Here is a 21057-nt window from a genome sequence, read left to right as displayed (position 1 = left end):
CGAAAACCGGTTTCCACTTTTCGGGATCATGCTCAGTCCGCCATCGCCACCAAGGCCTCCGGATCGTAGCCGAGGCGGATCGAAGTGCCGACGGGGATATCGTCGGCGCCGAAGTCGTTGGTCTCGGTGACCGACAGTGGCTTTTCCAATCCGGGTATCTCGACGATGAGATGGGTGATCTCGCCAAAATAGTGGCGTTCGACCACCTTGCCGGCCACTTCGAATTTCGCCGTCGCGTTGTCCCACAGCACGCGCAATCGCTCCGGCCTGATGCCCAGCGTGGCGCCGCCGCCATTGCGCACGAAGGCCTTCGGCTTGTCGGTCCTGACCCGGCCGAAGCCCAGCGTGTCGACGACCAGCGAGGCGGCATTCTCCTCTATGATCTGCGCTTTTACGAAATTCATGCCGCCGAGGAAATCGGCGACCTGGCGGTTGACCGGCCGCTGGTAGATTTCCTTGGGCGAGGCGACCTGGGCGATCTTGCCGCCGAACATTACGGCGATGCGGTCGGACATAGCGAGCGCCTCATACTGGTCATGGGTGACCAGCACGAAGGTGATGCCGACCGCCTGCTGCAGGCGGCGCAGTTCGACCTGCATCTGCTCGCGCAATTTCTTGTCGAGAGCCGACAGCGGCTCGTCGAGCAGCAGCACCTTGGGCCGCATCACCAAGGCGCGGGCGAGCGCCACGCGCTGGCGCTGGCCGCCGGAAAGCTCGGTGGCGAGGCGTTTGCCGAGGCCGGTGAGCGACACCTGCGCCAGCCCTTCCTCGACGCGGCGCTTTTCTTCCGTTCCTCCCAGCCTGAGCCGTTTCAGCCCATAGGCGACATTCTGCTCCACATTGAGATGCGGGAAGATGGCATAACTCTGGAATACCATGTTGGTCGGCCGGCGGTTGGCCGGGATGCCTTCCATCGACTGGCCGCCGACCGAGATCGAGCCGCTGGTCGGGTTGTCGAAACCGGCAATCATGCGCAGCAGCGTGGTCTTGCCGCAGCCGGAAGGGCCGAGCAGCGAAAAGAACTCGCCCTCCTTGATGGTCAGCGAGGCGTCGTCGAGCGCCTTGAACGCCCCATAGCTGCGGGTAACGCTGCGGATTTCGATCATTGCTCGGTCGGTTTGGGGTCGATCAGATTGGGCCCGCTCGGACTTATCTTGCTTGGATGGCTCATCCTGAGGCCGTTCGGCCCGGGACTGCTCAGGCATAGAGGCCTCCCTCGCTCTGGGTGCGTCTGGCCGCATGGCGGCGCAGGATCTCGGCAACGGTCATCAAAACGAAAGAGGCAACCAGCAGCAGCGTGCCCAGCGCCAACACACCCGGCAGCTTGGCGGCAAAGCGCAACTGGCCCCAGATATAGATCGGCAGCGTCGTCTCGGTGCCGGTCAGGAAGAAAGCGATGACGAACTCGTCGAGCGAGATGGTGAAGCAGACCAGGAGGCTGGAAATGATCGCCGGCGCTACCATCGGCAGCGTCACCCGCCGGAAGGTGCCGAAGGCACTCTCGCCGAGATCGGCGGAGGCTTCTTCGAGGCTGCGGTCGAAGCCCTCGAAACCGGCGGTCAGCACCGTCATCGAATAGGGAATGCAGATCAGGACATGGCCGAGCACGACGGTGAACAGCGACAGGCTCAGGCCTAACTGCAGCATGACCAGCAGCATGGAGATGGCGAGGATGATTTCCGGCAGCACCAGCGGCGCCATGATCAGGCCATTGATTGTGCGGCGGCCGGGATAGCGGTAGCGGGTAATCGAGCGGGCGGCGAGGATGCCGAGCAGCGTCGACAGCACCGATGCCGAGATACCGACGATCAGGCTGTTCCAGGCGGCGTCAAGCAGCGCCGGCGTCTTCGGCAGGTCTTGGTACCATTTCAGCGTATAGCCGGTGAGAGGAAATTTTGGCGTCGGCGCGGTGTTGATCGAGAAGATCGGCAGGAAGATCACCGGCAGATAGAGAAAGACGACGTAGAGGAGGGCGTAGGCGGACAGCCAGCCGCCGGGGAAAAGGCGCCGCCTCGCTGTCATCGCGCCAGCCTCTGCAGCGCGCGGATGATGAGCACGGTGGCGCCCGCCATCAGCGTCACGACCAGCATGGTGGTCACGGACAGTGCCGCGCCGAGTGGCCAGTTGGAGGCCTTATGGAACTGCGACTCGATGGCATTGGCGATCATCACGCCATCCTTGCCGCCGACCAGCCTTGGGGTGACGTAGTCGCCGACGGTGGGGATCATGACGATGAGAGCGGCCGAGATGACGCCCGGCGCCGACAGCGGCAGCGTCACGCGCAGGAAGGAGCGCAGCGGGCCGTCGCCAAGATCGGTGGCAGCCTCGACCAAGGTGCGGTCGACCTTCTCGAGCGAAACGAAGATCGGCAGGATGGCGAAGGCCGCCCAGGCGTGTGTGAGCGTGATGATGACGGCGCTGGAATTGTAGAGTAGCGCGGTCGATGGTTCGTCGATGATGCCGAGGCCCATCAGGCCGGAATTCAGCACGCCATTATAGCCGAGGATGACTTTCCATGACATCACGCGCAGGAGATAGCTGGTCCAGAACGGGATGGTGATCAGGAACAGCCACAGGCTCTTGTGGCGGCCGCCATGGAACGAAATGAAATAGGCGATCGGATAGGCGAGGATGACGGTGAAAAAGCTCACCGTCAGCGAAATGTAGAGCGAGCGCCAGAGCAGATCGCGGTAGATCGGCTCGGTCAGCGCGATGCGATAATTCTCCAGCGTGAATGTATGGTCGATGGTGAGGTAGTTCTGCGTCCAGAAGGAGTGGGCGAAGACCACCAGGATCGGCACGAGCAGCAGGATCAAAGCGTAGACCAAGGTCGGGCTGATCAGGGCAAGGCCCTGGACGGACTCGGACTGCAGAAGGGCGTTTCGCCTTGCTCGCGTCATGCGCCGCGTGGGCACCCCTTCGGCAGCTACCGTCATTGCAGCGACCCGGGCGTGATCTCGGTTGCTGGCTCGAACTGTTCCGCCATGATGCTCCCATCGACCGGGCCGGCTGCCTGTTCCCAATTTTTGCGGAGCGCGCTTTGCTGGTTGCGCTCCAAGCTTGCCGGCTTTCTTTCATCATGAGCGCATCCGTGCATTGAAATCAAGCGCTATTTCTGTAATATTGATTGAACGGACATTCAAAATGAAGTGAAGAAAGCCGGCTTTCCTGCCCTTGGCGCTTCGCTTTCTGTCCGGTGAAATTACGCTCAGACGATGCGAGGCAATGATGGCGGCTGCAAGAGACCTAAGAGCGATGGAAATGGCTGACGGTGGCGATGCGGTCGAGCTGGCCAAGCGCCATCTCATCCAGCCCTGGCCTTATGCCGGCTCGGTCGGCAATGAAGCGCGTGCGCTGATTGGCGAGGGCGATGGCATCTACATCACCGATGTAACAGGCAAGCGACTGATCGACGGGCCGGCCGGCATGTGGTGCATCAATGTCGGCCACCGCCGCGAGGAGCTGGCCAGGGTGATGTACGACCAGGCGATGATGCTGTCCTACAACACGCCCTGGTATACGATGAATGCGCCGTCGGCCGAGCTCGCCAAGCGCCTCGCCGATCATGCGCCGGGCGATCTCAGCCATACCTTCTTCACCACCGGCGGATCGTCGGCTGTCGAGACGGCGCTGCGCTTCATGCAGTTCTACAACAATGTGCGCGGGCGGCCGGAAAAGAAGCTGATCCTCAGCCGCGGCGGCGCCTATCACGGCTCGACCTATCTGTCGGCCTCGCTCAACGGGCGGCCGCGCGACCGCGACTGGATGGACGGCGCCGACGATCTGGTCGTCAAACTGTCCTCGCCAGACCCGTTCCGGCGGCCGAAAGGCATTGACATCGCCGCCTTCTGCGATTTCCTGGTCGATCAGTTTCGCGATACGGTCGCCCGCGTCGGCGCAGAGAAGATCGGTGCTTTCGTCGGCGAACCGGTGCAGGCATCCGGCGGCGTCGTCGTGCCGCCGGATGGCTATCTCAAGCGCATTCGCGAAATCTGCAGGGACAACGATATCCTCTATATCTCCGATGAGGTGGTGACCGGCTTCGGGCGGCTCGGCCATGTCTTTGCCTCCGGCGATGGCTTCGGCATCGACCCCGACATGATCACCTTCGCCAAGGGCGTTACATCAGGCTATTTCCCGCTTGGCGGCGTCATCATCTCGGAGCGGCTGCTTCAGGAAATGCGCCGTTCCAACCATCCCGATGCGATGTTCGGCCATGGCCTGACCTATACCAGTCATCCCATCGGCTGCGCGGTGGCGCTGAAGAACCTCGATATCCTGGAAGACAGCGTGCTGGCCCACACGCGCGATGTCGCGCCCTATTTCCAGGCGCAGTTGAAGACGCTGGAGGAACTGCCGCTGGTTGGCGAAGTCCGCGGCATGGGCCTGATGGGCTGCGTCGAGTGCGTAGCCGACCGCGAAAGCAAGGATCCGCTGCAGCTCGACAAGGATGTCGGCAAGCGCATCGACGCGCATTGCCACGAACTCGGCCTCCTGGTCCGGCCGCTGATCAACATGTGCGTGATGTCGCCGCCGCTGATCATCACGCGAGAGCAGATCGACGACATGGTGGCGATCCTGCGCGAAGGCATTTCGCGGACCATGGATGATCTGCGCAAAGAGGGCGTGTGGCAGGGGTGACTGGCAGTTCCGCCCCTACACCTGCGAGCGCATAGCCTCATTGAGGTTCCACATGTCCTTCTCCTCCGGCGCCGTCTCCAGGCCCAGCACCGGGATCTGCTTGCGCAGATGGTCGTGGTGGGTGCGCACACCGTATTCGAGGTCGGAGAGATAAAAACCCTCGAAGGCCTCCGAGATCATGGACTCGTTTGACCAGACGGAAAGCTGCACGTCCTCGTTCATGGTATCGCGGTCGATGCGGTAGGCGAGATAGCGGGCTGCCGCCTGTTCCCGGGTCTCGTCGGGGTAGCGGTAGATGGCGCCGCGCAGCAGCGTCTCGCCGGTCGACAGCGGGAACTCCTGATAGAACTGCACCGATTCCGGCATGATCGACAGCGCGTTGTTGGGGAAGATGCCGTAATAGATCCAGGCCCTGCGCAGATGCTCCGGCAGGTGTGAGGCATCGGGCGTGAGCTTGATGTATTCGCGCACGCTCCAGCGCCGGCCGGCATGCGGATTGTAGGTGGCAAACGAGCGCGACACGCCGTTGATGAACGGCTCGTCGAAATAGGTCGAGCCGTAGAGATCCTGCAGCGCCGGATGCGCCATGGCGACGTGGTAGCCTTCATTGTCGACGTCGCGCACCGACTTCCAGTTGACCGGCGTTTTCTGTGTCGAGATGCCCCAGGACGGCACCATCTCGGCCACGTTGTAGTGTGCCATCTCGGCCTCGATCGGCTTCAACAGTTCGGCCACCGAAGGCTGCGGGCCGCCCTTGCGAAAGTGGACAAAGATGAAGCCCATCCATATCTCAAGGTCGAGCGGCATCAGGCCGAATTCGGTCTTGTCGAGCTCGGGGAAGGAGCGCGGCCGGGCGGCGCCGCGCAGCGTGCCGTCGAGATTGTAGACCCAGCCATGGAACGGGCAGACCAGCGCGTTCTTGCAGGTGCCTTGGCTGTCGGCGACGACGCGGCTGCCGCGATGCCGGCACATGTTGTTGAAGGCGCGCACGACGCCGTCCTTGCCGCGCACGATGAGCGCCCGCTCGCCGACCACGTCCATAGTCAGATAGTCGCCGGCATTCGGCACGTCGCAGACATGGCCGGCGATCTGCCAATGGTTGCGGAAGACGTATTCCTTCTCAAGTTCGAGAAGCGCGTCGGAGTGATAACTCCAGCCCGGCAGACCCCGCCGGTCCCAATCATTGGGGATCGCCACGTCACGGAGATGCGGGTTCATAAAAAAGCTCTTCTTTTATTGAATACTCATTCAATAAAACCATATTTTACATTGAAATGCAATGGCTTGTAGAAATCTCAACTTTTCAAGTCGGCACAACAGGACCAGCTGAAAGCCAGAAAATCCCGGAATATCCGGGCGTTAACCGGGGGCGTGAAATAGCTGTCCGGCATGCGGATTTGGCCGTGCCGAGCTTGCAAACACGGCCCGCTCCGAGACGAAAATACCTGGCGTCCGCAAATTCGATCCGCAGTGTGAGCTTGTTCATAGTGCGGCCGACAGGAAGCGGGCTTGGTGCGTTCGCGGCCCGCCTGTCGTCAACATTTGATTGCCCGCATGAAACAGCTTCGCAAACGCATCTTGCCGTCGGCACATGACCGGATCTGTCCGGATATGCCCGAATTTCTTGTTTCAAACCTGTTACGCGGGCAAGCCAAGCGCATCATTCGCCCGTTACCAGGCGCGCTTAGGTTCTTTTCATAAGAAAACGAAGGGGAGCAGCAATGCATACGAAAGTCGAGATCACTAGCAACGAACGACGCGCCAAACTGGCACTGCGTCAGCGCGCCAGCGACCATCCGGTTGCGATGTTCTCCATGCTGGGCGCCTGCGCTCTGGCCGTCATGTTCCTGACACCGGCTTCCGGTCCGGCTTTTGCTTCGCTCAACCCGCCGGCCAATGTTGTCCAGGGCGCGCCGACCACCATCAAGACCGCCCGGCTGCCGGAGCCGGAAATCGATTTTGCCTGCCAGGGTCAGGCCTGGGGCGCCGAGAGCGCGGAGTGCCTGCGCGTCATCGCCGCCCAGTCCGGCGTGCACAAGGCGCGTTCCGTCCGCATGATCGCCAACGCAGCGCCGCTGACCACGACACCCAACGTTTTCTGAACCTCCCGAGCGCTTCCTCCCGCGCTCGTTCTTGGCTCCCGCCGCTTCCCTCGGTCGGGAGCCTCTTTTTTAGGGCCTATCGATATTCGGGTGAGGCCGGCCTGCGCATGGAGGTTCCCTGCGCTTCCGGTGCTCGCGTACTTCAAGTACGCTCCGCTCCGGTTCTCGGGAACCACCATTCTCGACTCGGCCTGACCCGAATCTCGATAGACCCTACATGGGTGCTTCCGAAAACTTAGCCGGCGGCGGCGACCTGGTCGGCTATTGCCGAGAGTACGCCGCGGACGTCCAGCGTCGAGAACGGCTTTTCCAGGATTTGCGGGCGCTGCGGCGCCGGCAAGGCTTCGATCTCGGCCTTGGCGCCGATCAGGTCGCCGGTGACCAGCACGAAGCGTTTGGCCAGCGCCAGGTTGTCGGCGAGCAATTCGCGGTAGATGGCAATGCCGCTGGTGCCGGGCATGCGCAAGTCGGAAAAGACGATGTCTGGCGGCATGTGGCCGGTCAAGGTCGCCGCCGCCGACGTCCAGGCCGGCACGACCCGCGACTTGATACCCATCAGTTCCAGGATGTCGGAGAGGGAGCCGGCGACGTCGGGTTCGTCGTCGATGATCAGCGCATGGCGCAAGCCGCTGGAACGAGCCGGGCTGTCGCCGGCTGCTGCCGCGCCGCCGGTGATTACCGGCAGCTGGACGACGAAGCGCGCGCCACGCGGCAGCACCTCCTCGAACCAGATATTGCCGTTGTGGCGCTCGACGATCGATTTCGAGATCGACAGGCCGATGCCGGTGCCGACGCCGACCGGCTTGGTGGTGAAATAGGATTCGAAGATGCGGCTGCGGATCGCCTCGGGAATGCCCGGTCCGTTGTCCTCGACCGAAAACCCGGGGTTGCCGCGATCGCTGCGGAATGTCCGCACCTTGATCAGGCGGTCGCCGCCGATACCGGCCAGAGCGTGTTGGCTGTTGATCAGGAAATTGGCGGCCACCTGCGTGACGTGGTCGGCATCGGCCATCGCCAGCAGCGGGCCGGGCGCGAAATCGGTGTCGATGATGATGCCGCTCGAGCGTGCGCCATAGGCGGTTACTTCGAGTGCGGCGCGGATCACCTGGTTGAGATCGGTCTCGGCCTGCGCCGCCGGATGCAGGCGCACCATCGACAGGAAGCTTTTGACGATGCGGCCGCAGCGCTCGGCAGCGGCGCGCACTTTCTCGGCGCGAACCTTGGTCTGCGGGTCGGTGGCGAATTCATGCAGCAGCGTCGACTGCGCAACGACCACGGCGAGCGGGTTGTTGAGCTCGTGCGAAACACCGGCCAGCAGTGAACCCATCGCCGCCATCTTCTCGTTCTGGTGCAGTTTTTCGCGCTGGCGGTTGATCTCTTCTTCGGCGCGCAGCTTATCGCGCAGATCGCGGATCGAACCGAAGATGAGCTGACGGTCAGCCACCCGCATCTCGGTCGCCGTCAATTCGATGGGAAACACCTCGCCGGCCGCATTCTGTGTCACGGTCTCAAGCCGTTGGCCAACCATCGGCGCGCCGCGGCCAGACATGTATTCGGCGCCCGAGACATAGCCCTTGCGGTAATATTCCGGCACCACGGTATCGAGCAGGTCCTTGCCGAGGATGTCGCTGCGCTGATAGCCGAACATCTTTTCGGCGGCCGGATTGAATTCGATGATCGAGCCGGTCTCGTCGATGACGATGATGGCGTCGAGCGACGCCTGCAGCATGGTGCGGCGGATGACTTCGCTGGCATGGGCGTCGGACGGCGAGTGCTCGATGGCGTCGCCGATGGCGAGCGCGATGATGTGCATCGTCGCCTCTTCCTCTTCGGTCCATTCGCGCTCGTTTAGGCAGTCATTGACCGCGAACGTGCCCCACAGATGACCGTGCGCGAACACCGATACCGACAGGAACGACTTGATGTGCTGCTTTTCGAAATCGGCCCTGAGGAACCCGTCGAGATCGCGCGTATGGCCGGCGAAGATCTTGCCTTGCCGCTCGTCCTCTCCAATCCGCTCCAGCAGCGGATCGGTATCGACGATCGACTGCATGATCACCGTCGGCGAAGCCAGTTCGCCGCCGAAGCGAGGATCGATCCAGTAGGCGGCGACCGATTGGGCGAAGCCCTGGCCGGGCAATTCGCGCAGCCTGAACAGGATGCCGCGCTGGCAATTCATGGCGCTGCAGAGCGTTTCGAGGATGGTTTCCATCTCGCGCTGCCAGTCGCCGGCATCGCGCAACCGGCGGACGACGCGCACAGCCGCCATCGCGGCGCTCTGGCGAGCGCCTTGCGGGTCCATACGTGGTGCTGGTTCAGCGGTCATGTCAGCCATCAGTAAAGGGCCGTCGAATTAGGCAGCTATGGAGCATTTCACGAAAAAGGTGAAACGCTCCATGTTTCAATGCAATCCCGAACGGAAATCGCTACGCACTGTTCCTGGAATTGCTAGAGCGTTTCACCGTTTCACGGAAACGGAGAAGCCTCTATCTCTTTGTTTTTACGCAATTCCGGGCGGAAAACCGCGTACACTTTTCCTGTAATTGCTCTAGTGCCCGTCACCGGTCGGCAGCGAGAAGATATAGCCTTCGCCGCGCACTGTGCGCAAAAATTTCGGATTGGCCGGATCGGTTTCGATCTTCTTGCGCAGCCGCATGATGCGAATGTCGACGGCGCGCGACGATTCAGGATCCTCAACAAAACCAATCGCCTCGGAGATCGCCGATCGCGTCAACAGCCGGTTGGCGCGGGTCAGGAAAACCTCCAGCACATCGAACTCGCTCTTGGCCATGTCGATGACGGCGCCGTTGGCGCCGGTGACAAGCCTGCCGTCGAGGTCGGCCTGGAACGGGCCGAAGGTCAGGCGGCGGCCGCCATCGGCTTGTGTCTTCGCCGCCTGGGGCGGGCTCGGCTGCGGAACGCGGCGCAGCACGCTGCGCACACGAGCCAGCACCTCACGCAACTCGTAGGGCTTGACGATGTAGTCGTCGGCGCCAAGCTCCAGCCCGACAATGCGGTCGAGTGCGGTGCCGGCAGCCGTGGCATAGATGATGCCGACCGGTATTTTCGAGCGCAGCCAGCGGCCGAGCGACAGTCCGTCCTCGCCCGGCATGGCGATGTCGAGAATGGCCAAATGAAACGATTCCGTCTCCAGCAAGGCGCGCGCCTCGGCCGCGCTTCCGGCCTGGGTCACATCGTAGCCGTTGGCGCCGAGATACTCGGCTACCGCGTCCCGGAGATCGGGCTCGTCCTCGACGATGACAATCCGTGCCCGCACTATGGCCTCGCTCCCGCTTTCAGCGGAAAGTAGATTGGGTATAAACATGATGTCCAGCACTCATATCCGGTTGCGGGGGAACGGGAAGAAAAACATGGCTGCACGATCCGTCATCGCGCTGGTTTCCGTCGCCGATGTGGTGGCCGGCGATCTTGCCGATCATCTCGACCGGCGCGGCCATGACGTGCGCGAGGCGCGGCAGCCCTGGGAAGCTGAATCCCTGCTTTCGGCCGGAGGCATCGATATCGTCATCGTCGGCGACAGCCTCAGCCAGGCGGAAGGGCGGGACCTGCTCAGGCGTTATGGCGGCGGCCAGAGCGCGGACGGGAAGGCGGGGCCGGATTTCATCCTGATCTGCCGGCCGGCCGATCTGGTCGACAAGGTGCTGGCGCTCGAGCTTGGCGCCGCAGATGTCGTCGAAAGTCCGCTCAATGTCAGGGAGCTTGCCGCGCGCATCGGCGGCCTGCTGACGCGGCGCGGCAGGTCCGCCCAGGAACTGATCGTGCTGGAAAATGCCACCGTCGATTTGCGGTCGGCCATCGTCATGCACCGTTCGGGTACGGAAGAACAGCTGTCGCCGGGCCAGGTGGCGCTGCTCAGGCTGTTTCTGGCCAGCCCGCGCAAGGTGCTGACGCGCGACGACATCATTGCGGCGGCGCCCGCCGAAAATGCCGATGCCTTCGACCGCTCGATCGATTCGCGCATCGTGCGGCTGCGCCGCAAGCTCGACACCGAAACCATCACAACTATACGCGGCGCAGGCTACCGGTTCGACCCGCCGACGCAGCGCGCCGACTGAGGGTCGGGAGGCTGGATTGTTCCTCGGCTCGCCCAAAAAAGCTGCGCAATCTCGGGCGCCATGCATAGGCGTCAGCGCACCACCAGAAGCGATGGTCCCGACGGCAATTCGCTGGCGACTACGATTTCGCTGGCGGCATGCGCGCGGTCCTTCAGGAGAACCGTGGCGAGACCGGCAAAGCCGAGCAGGCCTTGTGCATAGAGCAGTACCGAAAGCACGGAGGCTGCAGATTTCGTCTTCATCGGTTGTCCCCAAAAATCAGAACCGCGGGTGCTTCAGGATAAACCCGAAGTGCCCGCGTCGCCCACGGAGCCCCCCGTTGCGACGCGGGCCTTCGGTCCTCTCGGCAGCAAGTTGCCGGAGGGGCCGCGCATCCACTTCAACCCGAGGCCGACCCGCCAGAGGGCCCTGAGACGGTTGATGCGCAGACTGGAGACAATCCAGACCAAGGCTATGAACAGCGCGGCATGCAGCGTCGAAATCTCACCCGAATTCATCACCGCCAGTTTCGTCATCGGGGTGCCGGCTACTGTGCCGATGCCGCCGACGACAAATGCGGCGATGCTTATCCTGAAGTACCAGGACAGGGTTGTCGATTTGATGCTCATTTTTCGTTGGCGCCGGCTGTTCTCGTTGGGATGACTTTGCCGTGAGCCTGTAACCAGATCATGCCGCCCGGGCCGCGCTTTGTTGCAAGTCGGTTTCGAGCGAAGCCAATCTTCTTTCATATAAGGACATCAGCACTTTCGTTTGGGGGGCGGTGCGTGTCGGGAGTGCGCAGCGAAGACGGGAGCACGCTCCTTGTCCACCTTGCTTGTTAACCAGAGGAAACAGATTCGAAACACAAACGAGCCTCAGCGAAGTCAGTCTGAAACATGGCGCAGGGATAAGGCGGCCACCGAATTGACGCCGGCAGGACCGGCAAAGAGGAGCCATCATGTACAAAGCCATTTCCGCCAAACTCATCAACGTCGCCGCCGCCGCTGCCGGCGCCGCGCTTCTGCTTGGCGCTGCCAATAGCACCGCCCATGCCGCGGCAAACCAGATCGTCGCGCGTGTTTCGCTGTCGCAGCAGACCATGGAAGTGCTGGTCGATGGCCGGCCGACTTTCGCCTGGAAGGTCTCGACCGGCGACAGTGCGCATGTCACGCCGACCGGCTCGTTCAAGCCGACCCGCATGCACGAGATGTGGCATTCGAAGAAATACGACAACGCGCCGATGCCGCACTCGGTCTTCTTCAGCGGCGGCTACGCCGTGCATGCGACCAACGCCATCAAGCGGCTGGGACGGCCGGCGTCGCATGGCTGCGTGCGGCTGCATCCCGACAATGCCGCCGACTTCTACCAGTTGGTCGAAACCTTCGGCCCGACCAACACCAGCATCGTCATCGTCAAGTAGCAGACTGCGTTTGGAGCGATGGTGCAGCGCAGCCGGCCAGGTCATGCCGCACCGCAAGTTCCCGCCTGAAGCTCCATCAGAGCTTCGCGGTAAATCAATCCAGTCAAAAAAGAGGCCGGAAATTTCCGGCCTCTTTTCGTTTGTTCGCTAACGCCGTTCGCAGCTCAGTCCGCGTGCACCGGCATCAGCTTCGGGTCTGGCTTTTCGGCGTGGTGCGGCAGGTCCTTGCTGGCGATGAAGGTGTAGAACATCGGCACCACGAACAGGGTGAACATGGTTCCGACCAGGATGCCGGTGAAGATCACGAGGCCCATCGAATAGCGCGCCGCCGCACCAGCACCACTGGACACGATCAGCGGCACGACGCCGAGCGCCATCGCCGCTGTCGTCATCAGGATCGGCCGCAAGCGCACCTTGGCCGAGGCGACGATCGCATCGCGCCGCCTCATGCCATGCAGCTCGCGCTGCTGGTTGGCGAACTCGACCAGAAGAATGCCATGCTTGGTGATCAGACCTATCAGTGTGATCAGGCCGACCTGCGTGTAGATATTGAGCGTTCCAAGCCCCAGATTGAGCGGCACGATGGCGCCAAAGATCGACAGTGGCACCGCCATCATGATGATCAGCGGGTCGCGGAAGCTTTCGAACTGCGCCGCCAGCACCAGATAGATGACGATTACGGCGGCTGCGAACGCGATAAGGATCGTGTTGCCCTGCTCCTTCTCCTGCCGGGACTGGCCGGAATAATCGATGAAGAAGGTATCGGGCAGGCTCTCCTTGGCAAGGTTCTCCAGGGTCTGCAGCCCGTCGCCCGTGGTGACGCCGGGAAGCGGCAGCGCTGATATCGTCGCCGAGTTCAGCTGGTTGAACTGCTCGATCGCGGCCGGCGCGGCGTTGGTCGAAATCTTCACTACCGCTGAAAGCGGCACCATTTCGCCGGTCACGCTACGCACGAAATATTCGCCGAGCTTCTCGGGATTGTCGCGGAATTCCTTCGGCACCTGCGGGATGATGTCGTAGCTGTTGGAGTCGCGGTCGAACTGAGCCACTTCGGCGCCGCCGACCAGCAGCGTCAGCGTCTGGCCGATGTCGGCGATCGGCAGGTTGAGAGCCGCCGCGCGGTCGCGGTCGATGGTCACCGTCACCTGCGGAGCGTCAAAGGACATCGAGTTTTGCACGACGATGAAGCGGCCGGAGGCCTGCGCCTTGTTCTTAATCTGCTCGGCCGCCTCGTAGACCTCGGCGGAACCACCGGTCGAGCGCACCACCATGGAGATCGGCAGGCCGCCGCCGGAGCCCGGCAGCGTCGGCGGCGCGAAGACGAAGGCCTCGACGCCGGCCACCTTGCCGAGGCGTCCCTGGATATCGGCTTGAAGCTCCTTTGAGTTGCGCTGGCGCTCGGCCCAATCCTTGAAGGCGAAGCCGACAAAGGCGCCGTTGGTGGCGCCGCCAAAGGCAACGGCGGAGAATTGCGCCCTGGTTTCGGGAATGTCCTTCACCAGGCCGAGGATCTGGTTGACGTAGGTCTCGGTGTAGTCCGAGGTCGCGTAGCGCGGTGCCGTCACGATAGACAAGAGGAAGCCCTGGTCCTCTTCCGGCGCCAGTTCGCTCGAGGTCTTGGTGAACATGAAGCCGGTGAGCGCAACCAGCGCCACGACCATCAGCAGCGTCACCGGTCGATTTCTCAAGGAGGCGGTGACCGCCCGCTCATAGACATGCTCGACACGGCTGAAGGTTCCGTCGACGACGCGCTGGAAGCGACTGTGCGATCCCGTCTTGAGCAGACGCGCCGCCATCATCGGCGTGATGGTGACGGCTATGAGGCCGGACAGCACCACCGAACCGGCGAGCGTCACCGCGAACTCGCGGAACAGCGCGCCGGTCAGGCCGCCGGTGAAGGCCAGCGGCGCGAACACGGCGGCGAGCGTGATGGTCATGGCCACGATGGCGGAGAAAATCTCGCGCATGCCGTTGAAGGCCGCCTGCATCGGCGACATGTGGTCCTCCTCCATGTGGCGATGGATGTTCTCCACCACCACGATAGCGTCGTCGACGACAAGGCCGATGGCCAGCACCATGGCCAGCAGCGACAGAAGGTTGATCGAATAGCCGACCGCAAACAAAAGAAAGCAGACGCCGACCAGCGACAGCGGGATGGTCACGATCGGCATCATCACCGAGCGGAATGAGCCGAGGAACAACAGGATGACCACGACGACGATGGCGACGGCTTCGGCGATGGTCTTGAACACTTCATCGATCGAGGCGCTGATCTGTTCGGTGGAATCGTAGACGATTTCGATGGTCATGCCTTTCGGCAGCGTCTCTTGAATCAAAGGCACGATCTTGTGGATCGCCTCCGCCGTTGTCAGCGGGTTGGCGGCCGGCGTCGGGAAGATGGCGAGGAAGGTGCCGGGCTTGCCATTGAAGCTCACCCTCGTGTCGGTGCTCTCGGCGGCAAGCTCGACTCGCGCCACGTCGCGCAAGCGCACCACCTGGCCGTCCGTCGAGCGCAGCGGAAGCTCGGCAAAGGCCTCAGGCGTCTGCAGCGTCGAGCGAACCGTGATCGAGGAGACGACATATTCGTTCTCGGTGTTGCCGGGCGCCGACAGGAAGTTGGAGTTGTTGATCGCCGCCAGCACTTCGGCGGCGGTGACGCCACGCGCAGCAAGCTTGACCGGGTCGATCCAGACCCGCATCGAATATTCCTCGGCGCCGAAGATCTGCACGTCGGCGACACCTTCGACCGTCGACATGCGCGGCCGCACCACCCGCTCGATATATTCGGTGAGCTGCTCCTTGCTCATGTTCGGATTCTGCATCGAGATGTACATCATCGCGAACTCTTGGCCGGTGCCCTTGACGATGACCGGGTCCTTGGATGCATCCGGCAAGGTGCCGCGTACGCCCTGCACTTTCGACAGGACCTCGGTCAGCGCGACATCCGGATTGGAGCCGAGCTTCATCTGGACGACCACGGTGCTCGAAGACGGCCGGCTGGACGAGGTGACGTAGTCGATGTTCTCGGTCGAGGCGACGGCCCGCGCGATCGGGGCGGAGATGAAGCCCTGGATCAGGTCGGCGCTGGCGCCGGGATAGGCGGTGGTGATGGTGATCGCCGTCTCGTCAACCTTGGGATACTGCCGGATCGACAGGTTGAAGATGCCCTGGAAACCCAGGAGCAGGATCATGCAGGCGAGGACGGTGGAGAGGACCGGCCGGCGAATGAAGATGTCGGAAAAGTTCATTGCTGAGCCTGCTGGTTCGCCGACTTGCTGGGGTCAATGGTGTTGTCGACAGCAACGGACATGCCGTTGAAGAGACGGTTCTGACCGGCGGTGACGACCTCGTCACCGGCCTTGATGCCCTCGACGATCTCGACCATGCCGTCGTTGCGGCGGCCGGGCTTCACGAACACCTGCGACAGCACGAGCGCCGGCTTTTCCGGTTCTGCCGCGGGCTTCGCGGGGTCGACAGCCGGCTTGTCCGCGGGCTTCGCCGCGGCGTCTTCGGCAGCCGGTTTCGCGCCGGCCGGCTTTGCATCTGCCGCCGGCTTTGCCGCGTCGGCCCCTGCGGCAGGCTTTTCCCCGGGTTTCGCGGCCGGGGCGCCTTCCGCCGGCTTCGCCGGAACGACGACGAAGACGAAGTCGCCATAGAGGCTCGACGTCAATGCCGTCTGCGGCAAGGACAGAATGTTTTTCTCCTGCGGCAGCTCGACGCGAACCTGGACGAACTGGCCGGGCGTCAGCTTGCCGTCAGGGTTGGCGACCTCGCCGCGGACGGACACCAGGCGGCTTGAAGCGTCGATCTTGGGATCGATGCCGCGAATGGAGCCGGCAAACGGCATGTCGGCGCCGCCGCCGGTGCCGCCGAGGCCGAGCCGCACCGCCTGGCCTATCTTGAGCAGCGGCAGCTGCTGTTCGGGTACCGAGAAATCGACCCGCATGGTGTCCAGATCCTGCAAGGTCACCACTGCGTTGCCGGGCGAGAGATATTGGCCGAGGTCGATCTTGGGGATGCCCACGGTGCCGGCGAACGGCGCCGTCAGCTGCTTCTGATCAAGCACGGCCTGCAGCTTGTTGACCTGCGCGGCGGAGGCCGATGCAGCGGCTTGAGCGGTGTCGAGCGTGGCATCCGTTCCGACGCCGCGCCGCTGCAGTTCCAGCGCGCGTTCGAGCGCCGTCTTGTCGGACACGGACTGCGCCTTGGCCGCGACGAGATCCGCGCGTTCGACGGCATCGTCGAGCTGCAGCAGGACCGAATCGACAGGCACCTTCTGGTTGGCGTGGAAAAGGATGTCCTTGACGATGCCGCTGGTCTCGACGGTAAGGTCGACACCGCGCACGGCGCGTACCGTGCCGATCGCCTCGACGCCCGGCGTCCAGTCGGAAGGCTTGACGACAACCGTCGATACGGTCGTCGCCGGCGGCTTCATGGTGGCGAAATACTGTTTGATAGCGTTGTCGCGGAACAGGTTGAAGCCGACAACGCCGACGCACACCAGAGCGAGCAGAAGCAGAATTGCGGTGATAGAGATGAAGCGCTTCACGAACTGTCCCCTCGGCCGGTTTCCGGCAAAATAGCCGAATAGCGGGACACTTATCGACGCCAGGTCCCGATTACAAATGACGGCGAACTTACTGTACCGTCTGGACGGTCTTGTCAATTCCGCCTAGGCTGGTGCGGGGGAAGGGATCGATGAAGACCCAAAGGGCAAATTCGCGCGACAAGATACTCGCCGCCGCCGCCGATGTCGCACGTGAGGCCGGTCCCGGCAGCCTGTCGCTTGACGCCGTCGCCAGCCGCGCCGGCGTGTCAAAAGGCGGCCTGTTATATAACTTTCCGACCAAGGCCAAACTGATGCAGGGCCTGGTGGAGAATTACCTGCGCGCGTTCGAGCTGGCGCTGGAATCGGGCCGTGTCGCCGGCGCCAGCGGTGAGAACCTGCTCGCCACCTATATCCGGCTCTCGGCGGATGATTGCGAGGAGCCGAAGCCGACGGCTTCGTGGATATTCTCGGCGATCGCCGAGGATCCGGATTTCCTGACGCCGATAAAAGCCTTCAAGTCGCAGCTGCTGCAGCGGCTGAAGAGCGAGACGCCGGACCTGAAGACGCTGCTGGTCTGCTTTCTGGCCATCGAAGGGCTGCGCAGCATGAACCTCTTCGATTCCGACGTGCTTTCCGCCGACGAACGCCGCTTGCTGGTATCGGCCCTGCTGGAGATTGCGGGATAGCTCAAGGCGTCGGGTCGAAGAAGCGATACGGGCCGGGCGGAAAGGACGGTTGGTGAGCGGCATGGCATAGCCACGCATCACGACATCGGCGATTTCAAGCTACAGCCCCCCTGATTCGTTGGATCGATGGTTCAGGAATGACTGCGCGAATGCGCGGCCGACTATGTTGCGCCGCACCATAACACTGCCGTGTCAGCCTTGAGACGGCGCTCGGCGAGGCCGGCAAAGCGCGTTTTAGGGCTGTGATGGCGCCGACCTATGGTTATGGCGTTGTCATGTTGTGGCGCACAAACTATGTGCCTTTGTAGTCCTCCTAACAGTCGCGAGATCTCCATGGGTTCCCTTTCTTCGAAGAATGCGCTCGTCACCGGATCGACCAGCGGCATTGGCCTGGCCATTGCCCGCGCCCTTGCCGCCGAGGGCTCCAACGTCACGATCAACGGCCTTGGCGAAGCCGCGGCGATCGAACAGGAGCGCGCCGGCATCGAGAAGGATTTCGGCGTCCAGTGCCGCTACTCCGGCGCCAACATGATGGACGGCGCAGCGGTGACCGCCATGGTGCGCGAAGCCGAGCAGGCCTTGGGCAGCCTCGACATTCTGGTCAACAATGCCGGGATACAGCATGTCGCGCCAATCGAGGAGTTTCCCGACGACAAGTGGGAAGCCATCATCCGCATCAATCTGCTTGCCGCCTTTTACGCGATCAAGGCCGTGGTGCCCGGCATGAAGGCGCGCAAATGGGGCCGCATCATCAACACCGCGTCGGCGCATGCACTGGTCGCCTCGCCGTTCAAGTCGGCTTACGTCTCGGCCAAGCACGGCATAGCGGGTCTGACCAAGACGGTAGCGCTGGAAGTCGCGCAGGACGGCATCACCGTCAACGCCATCGCGCCCGGCTATGTCTGGACGCCACTGGTCGAAAAACAGATCCCCGACACGATGAAGGCGCGCGGCATGACCGAGGAACAGGTCAAGCGCGACGTGCTGCTGGCAGCGCAGCCCACGAAGGAATTCGTCACCGTCGAGGAGCTCGCCGCGCTGACGCTGTTCCTGTGCTCTGACGCAGCCAGACAGATCACCGGCACAACCTTGCCGATGGATGGCGGCTGGACGGCGCAGTAGGCGCGGTCCCCCGGCGCCGCTCTTTCCTTGACAAAGACGAAGGATCAATCCAGCATTGTGGCAAGGGGTTCCTTCGCGACGACCCCGTGAGGCGTCAGCCCAATGATCGCGTCCAAACTCTCACTCTGGAGGTGGACGCCATGCCGTCAACAACCGCAATCACCGTAGCGCAGCTTTCCCGCCTTGTCGGTCTGTCCGACGCGCCTGTTCTTGTCGATGTCCGCATCGACGAAGACTACGACGTCGATCCGCGGCTGCTTCCGGCCTCGTGCCGGCGCGACTTCAAGTCTGTTTCGAGCTGGGCGGCCGAGTTCACGGGGGCTCATGCTGTCGTCATCTGCCAGAAGGGGCTGAAGCTCTCGCAAGGCGTTGCCGCATGGCTGCGCCATGAGGGCATTGCTGCCGAATCCCTTGAAGGCGGCTTCGAGGCGTGGCAGGCGGCCAAGGGACTTCTGGTCAAGGCCGACAAGATACCGCCCCGCGACGACAAGGGCCGCACGGTCTGGGTGACGCGTGCCCGCCCCAAGGTCGACCGCATCGCCTGTCCCTGGCTGATCCGCCGCTTCGTCGATCCCTCGGCGGTGTTCCTGTTTGTCGAGCCGTCTGAAGTGCTGGCGGCCGCCGATCGGTTTGGGGCGGTTGCCTTCGACATCGACGACGTGTTCTGGAGCCATCGCGGCGAGCGCTGCACCTTCGACACGATGATCGAAGAGTTCGGGTTGCGGTCCGAAGCGCTCGATCGCCTTGCGCTGATCGTGCGTGCAGCCGATACGGCGCGCCTCGATCTCGTACCGCAGGCGGCCGGGTTCCTCGCTGCATCGCTCGGGCTGTCGCGCATGTTCCGCGACGATCTCGAACAGCTTGATGCCGGCATGCTGCTCTACGATGCGTTCTTCAGATGGTGCCGCGATGCCACTGACGAAACCCACAATTGGCCCAGCGCGGGCAAAGCGCCATGAGCGCCCTTGCCGCGGACGACAATGCACAGGCTACCGAGGCTCCGATCGTCCCGACCTTCCGCCAAGCCGCGAAACTGTGGGCAAGGATCGGCCTGCTCTCCTTCGGCGGGCCGGCCGGACAGATCGCGCTGATGCACAAGGAATTGGTCGAGGATCGCCGCTGGATCGGCGAGCAGCGGTTCCTGCATGCGCTCAACTACTGCATGCTTCTGCCAGGCCCCGAGGCACAGCAGCTCGCCATCTATATCGGCTGGCTGCTGCACCGGACCGCCGGCGGCCTCGTTGCCGGCATCCTGTTCGTGCTGCCCGGTGCGTTTGTCATGCTGGGCCTCAGCATCTTCTACGTGCTTTACAATGATGCGCCCGTCATCGAGGCGCTGTTTTTCGGCATCAAGGCGGCGGTGCTGGCCGTCGTCGTGGAGGCGGTCCTCCGCATCGGGAAACGGGCGCTCAAGAACCGGGTGATGATGGCGATCGCGGTGGCCGCGTTCCTTGCCATTTATGTCATCAGGCTGCCGTTTCCGCTGATCATCCTGGTTGCAGGGCTGACCGGCTGGATCGGCAACCGCCTGGCACCGGCGCGTTTTTCCGGAGCCGCACGCGGCAAGGACAATTTGCCCGATGTCAGGGGCGCCGTCGACGTCATGTTCGAACGCGGCGAACTCGCTCACACCAAGCCGACGAAATGGCACGCGCCGCGCACCATCGCGATCTGGGTGCCGATCTGGCTCGGGCCGGTCGTACTGATCCTGGCGCTGACCGGCCCTGCCAGTGTTTGGGCACAGCTTGGCGGCTTCTTCAGCCTGATGGCGGTGGTCACATTCGGCGGCGCCTACGCCGCACTCTCCTATGTCGCGCAGGCAGCGGTGACGTCGTTCGGCTGGCTGGCGCCGGGTGAAATGGTCGATGGGCTTGGCCTGGCCGAGACGACGCCGGGACCATTGATCCTGGTGCTGCAATTCGTCGGCTTCGTCGCCGCCTACCGGCACGCCGGTGCGATGGGACCGCTTGTCGCCGGATCGCTCGGCGCATTGCTGACGCTCTGGGTGACGTTCGTGCCGTGCTTCTTCTGGATCTTTCTCGGTGCCCCCTACATCGAAGCGCTGCGCGGCAACAAGGCACTGTCGGCGGCGCTGAGTGCGATCACGGCGGCTGTCGTCGGCGTGGTGATGAACCTTGCGCTGTGGTTCGCACTGCATGTCGTCTTCGGCGCGGTGCACCGCGTTGGCCTGGGCATGGAGGTGCCGGTGCTGTCGTCGCTGGATTGGCGTGCCGCGCTGCTGGCGGCAGCCGCTATGGTCGCCATGCTGAAACTGAGGATCGGCATGCTGCCGACATTGGCCGGCTCGGCGCTGGCCGGACTGGCGCTGCTGGCCTTGCCTGCGTAGCGTCCGAAGGCGCGACCAGCCATTATCACAGCCGGATTTTTGAGGTATGCCGGGCCGGCGCACAACGGTCGCGGGCGCTGGTAGGATCAGCGCTGGCCCCGGAGATACGCTTTACGTCGAACCCGATACCGCCAA

Annotated in this window: 18 protein-coding genes; 8 read left to right on the top strand and 10 right to left on the bottom strand. The window is 63.0% G+C overall.

All coding sequences use genetic code 11. The features are described from left to right. Positions 1–32: 32 nt before the first annotated feature. The 3 genes from ACYG9V_RS01090 to ACYG9V_RS01080 form a co-directional block, all read right to left on the bottom strand. Positions 33–1106, bottom strand: coding sequence for an ABC transporter ATP-binding protein (locus ACYG9V_RS01090; protein ID WP_023730780.1), 1074 nt, complete (start codon positions 1104–1106; stop codon positions 33–35). 91 nt (positions 1107–1197) lie between these two features. Then, positions 1198–2022 (bottom strand): ABC transporter permease, encoded by an 825-nt coding sequence (locus ACYG9V_RS01085; RefSeq protein ID WP_023690125.1) that lies wholly within the window; start codon positions 2020–2022, stop codon positions 1198–1200. Then, positions 2019–2936 carry an ABC transporter permease gene (locus tag ACYG9V_RS01080; RefSeq protein WP_023701363.1) on the bottom strand — a complete coding sequence of 306 codons (918 nt, stop codon included), beginning with the start codon at positions 2934–2936 and terminating at the stop codon, positions 2019–2021. Before ACYG9V_RS01080 ends, ACYG9V_RS01085 begins: the two co-directional genes overlap by 4 nt. Before the next feature lie 292 nt (positions 2937–3228). Here ACYG9V_RS01080 and ACYG9V_RS01075 point away from each other — a divergent pair, with 292 nt between their 5' ends. Further along, positions 3229–4641 carry an aminotransferase gene (locus ACYG9V_RS01075; protein WP_023670068.1) on the top strand — a complete coding sequence of 471 codons (1413 nt, stop codon included), beginning with the start codon at positions 3229–3231 and terminating at the stop codon, positions 4639–4641. Between the two features lie 15 nt (positions 4642–4656). Here ACYG9V_RS01075 and ACYG9V_RS01070 read toward each other — a convergent pair whose 3' ends face one another. Continuing rightward, positions 4657–5859: an aromatic ring-hydroxylating oxygenase subunit alpha gene (locus ACYG9V_RS01070; RefSeq protein WP_352765100.1), complete on the bottom strand. Its 1203-nt coding sequence runs from the start codon at positions 5857–5859 to the stop codon at positions 4657–4659. Between the two features lie 503 nt (positions 5860–6362). Between ACYG9V_RS01070 and ACYG9V_RS01065 the strand changes: the two genes are divergently transcribed. Then, entirely contained in the window at positions 6363–6743 is a 381-nt protein-coding gene (locus ACYG9V_RS01065; RefSeq protein ID WP_023670066.1) for a hypothetical protein, read from the top strand. Positions 6744–6978: 235 nt separating this feature from the next. Here the strand turns inward: ACYG9V_RS01065 and ACYG9V_RS01060 are convergent, their stop codons facing one another. Next, positions 6979–9069, bottom strand: coding sequence for a hybrid sensor histidine kinase/response regulator (locus ACYG9V_RS01060; protein ID WP_023670065.1), 2091 nt, complete (start codon positions 9067–9069; stop codon positions 6979–6981). 222 nt (positions 9070–9291) lie between these two features. Further along, positions 9292–10020: a response regulator gene (locus ACYG9V_RS01055; protein ID WP_023670064.1), complete on the bottom strand. Its 729-nt coding sequence runs from the start codon at positions 10018–10020 to the stop codon at positions 9292–9294. 94 nt (positions 10021–10114) lie between these two features. Between ACYG9V_RS01055 and ACYG9V_RS01050 the strand changes: the two genes are divergently transcribed. Beyond that, on the top strand, positions 10115–10819 hold the full coding sequence (locus tag ACYG9V_RS01050) for a response regulator transcription factor (protein ID WP_023670063.1): 705 nt from the start codon (positions 10115–10117) through the stop codon (positions 10817–10819). A gap of 71 nt (positions 10820–10890) precedes the next feature. Here the strand turns inward: ACYG9V_RS01050 and ACYG9V_RS01045 are convergent, their stop codons facing one another. Beyond that, entirely contained in the window at positions 10891–11061 is a 171-nt protein-coding gene (locus tag ACYG9V_RS01045; RefSeq protein WP_023670062.1) for a hypothetical protein, read from the bottom strand. Between the two features lie 33 nt (positions 11062–11094). After that, entirely contained in the window at positions 11095–11427 is a 333-nt protein-coding gene (locus ACYG9V_RS01040; RefSeq protein WP_023713277.1) for a hypothetical protein, read from the bottom strand. 329 nt (positions 11428–11756) lie between these two features. On the opposite strand from ACYG9V_RS01040, the gene ACYG9V_RS01035 reads away from it, so the two are divergent. Then, positions 11757–12218 carry a L,D-transpeptidase gene (locus tag ACYG9V_RS01035; protein ID WP_023730774.1) on the top strand — a complete coding sequence of 154 codons (462 nt, stop codon included), beginning with the start codon at positions 11757–11759 and terminating at the stop codon, positions 12216–12218. 164 nt (positions 12219–12382) lie between these two features. Here ACYG9V_RS01035 and ACYG9V_RS01030 read toward each other — a convergent pair whose 3' ends face one another. Both ACYG9V_RS01030 and ACYG9V_RS01025 read right to left on the bottom strand, forming a co-directional pair. Continuing rightward, the gene (locus ACYG9V_RS01030) at positions 12383–15466 is read right to left on the bottom strand and encodes an efflux RND transporter permease subunit (protein WP_023693710.1); all 3084 of its coding nucleotides are present in this window, start codon (positions 15464–15466) and stop codon (positions 12383–12385) included. Further along, complete coding sequence (locus ACYG9V_RS01025) at positions 15463–16767, bottom strand: efflux RND transporter periplasmic adaptor subunit (protein ID WP_023730773.1); 1305 nt, start codon at positions 16765–16767, stop codon at positions 15463–15465. Before ACYG9V_RS01025 ends, ACYG9V_RS01030 begins: the two co-directional genes overlap by 4 nt. A 149-nt stretch (positions 16768–16916) precedes the next feature. Here ACYG9V_RS01025 and ACYG9V_RS01020 point away from each other — a divergent pair, with 149 nt between their 5' ends. The 4 genes from ACYG9V_RS01020 to chrA all read left to right on the top strand — a co-directional run bounded on the left by ACYG9V_RS01020 (position 16917) and on the right by chrA (position 20922). Then, positions 16917–17453 (top strand): TetR/AcrR family transcriptional regulator, encoded by a 537-nt coding sequence (locus ACYG9V_RS01020; protein ID WP_023824982.1) that lies wholly within the window; start codon positions 16917–16919, stop codon positions 17451–17453. A 333-nt stretch (positions 17454–17786) separates the two neighbouring features. Continuing rightward, positions 17787–18575, top strand: coding sequence for a 3-hydroxybutyrate dehydrogenase (locus ACYG9V_RS01015; protein ID WP_023824981.1), 789 nt, complete (start codon positions 17787–17789; stop codon positions 18573–18575). 140 nt (positions 18576–18715) lie between these two features. Then, on the top strand, positions 18716–19534 hold the full coding sequence (locus ACYG9V_RS01010; RefSeq protein ID WP_023683941.1) for a chromate resistance protein ChrB domain-containing protein: 819 nt from the start codon (positions 18716–18718) through the stop codon (positions 19532–19534). Next, on the top strand, positions 19531–20922 hold the full coding sequence (chrA, locus tag ACYG9V_RS01005) for a chromate efflux transporter (protein WP_023826749.1): 1392 nt from the start codon (positions 19531–19533) through the stop codon (positions 20920–20922). The genes ACYG9V_RS01010 and chrA overlap by 4 nt, the downstream gene beginning before the upstream one ends. Positions 20923–21057: the final 135 nt, after the last annotated feature.

It is taken from the genome of Mesorhizobium sp. W016, assembly GCF_054719485.1.
This window is presented reverse-complemented; position numbering and strand designations above follow the sequence as displayed.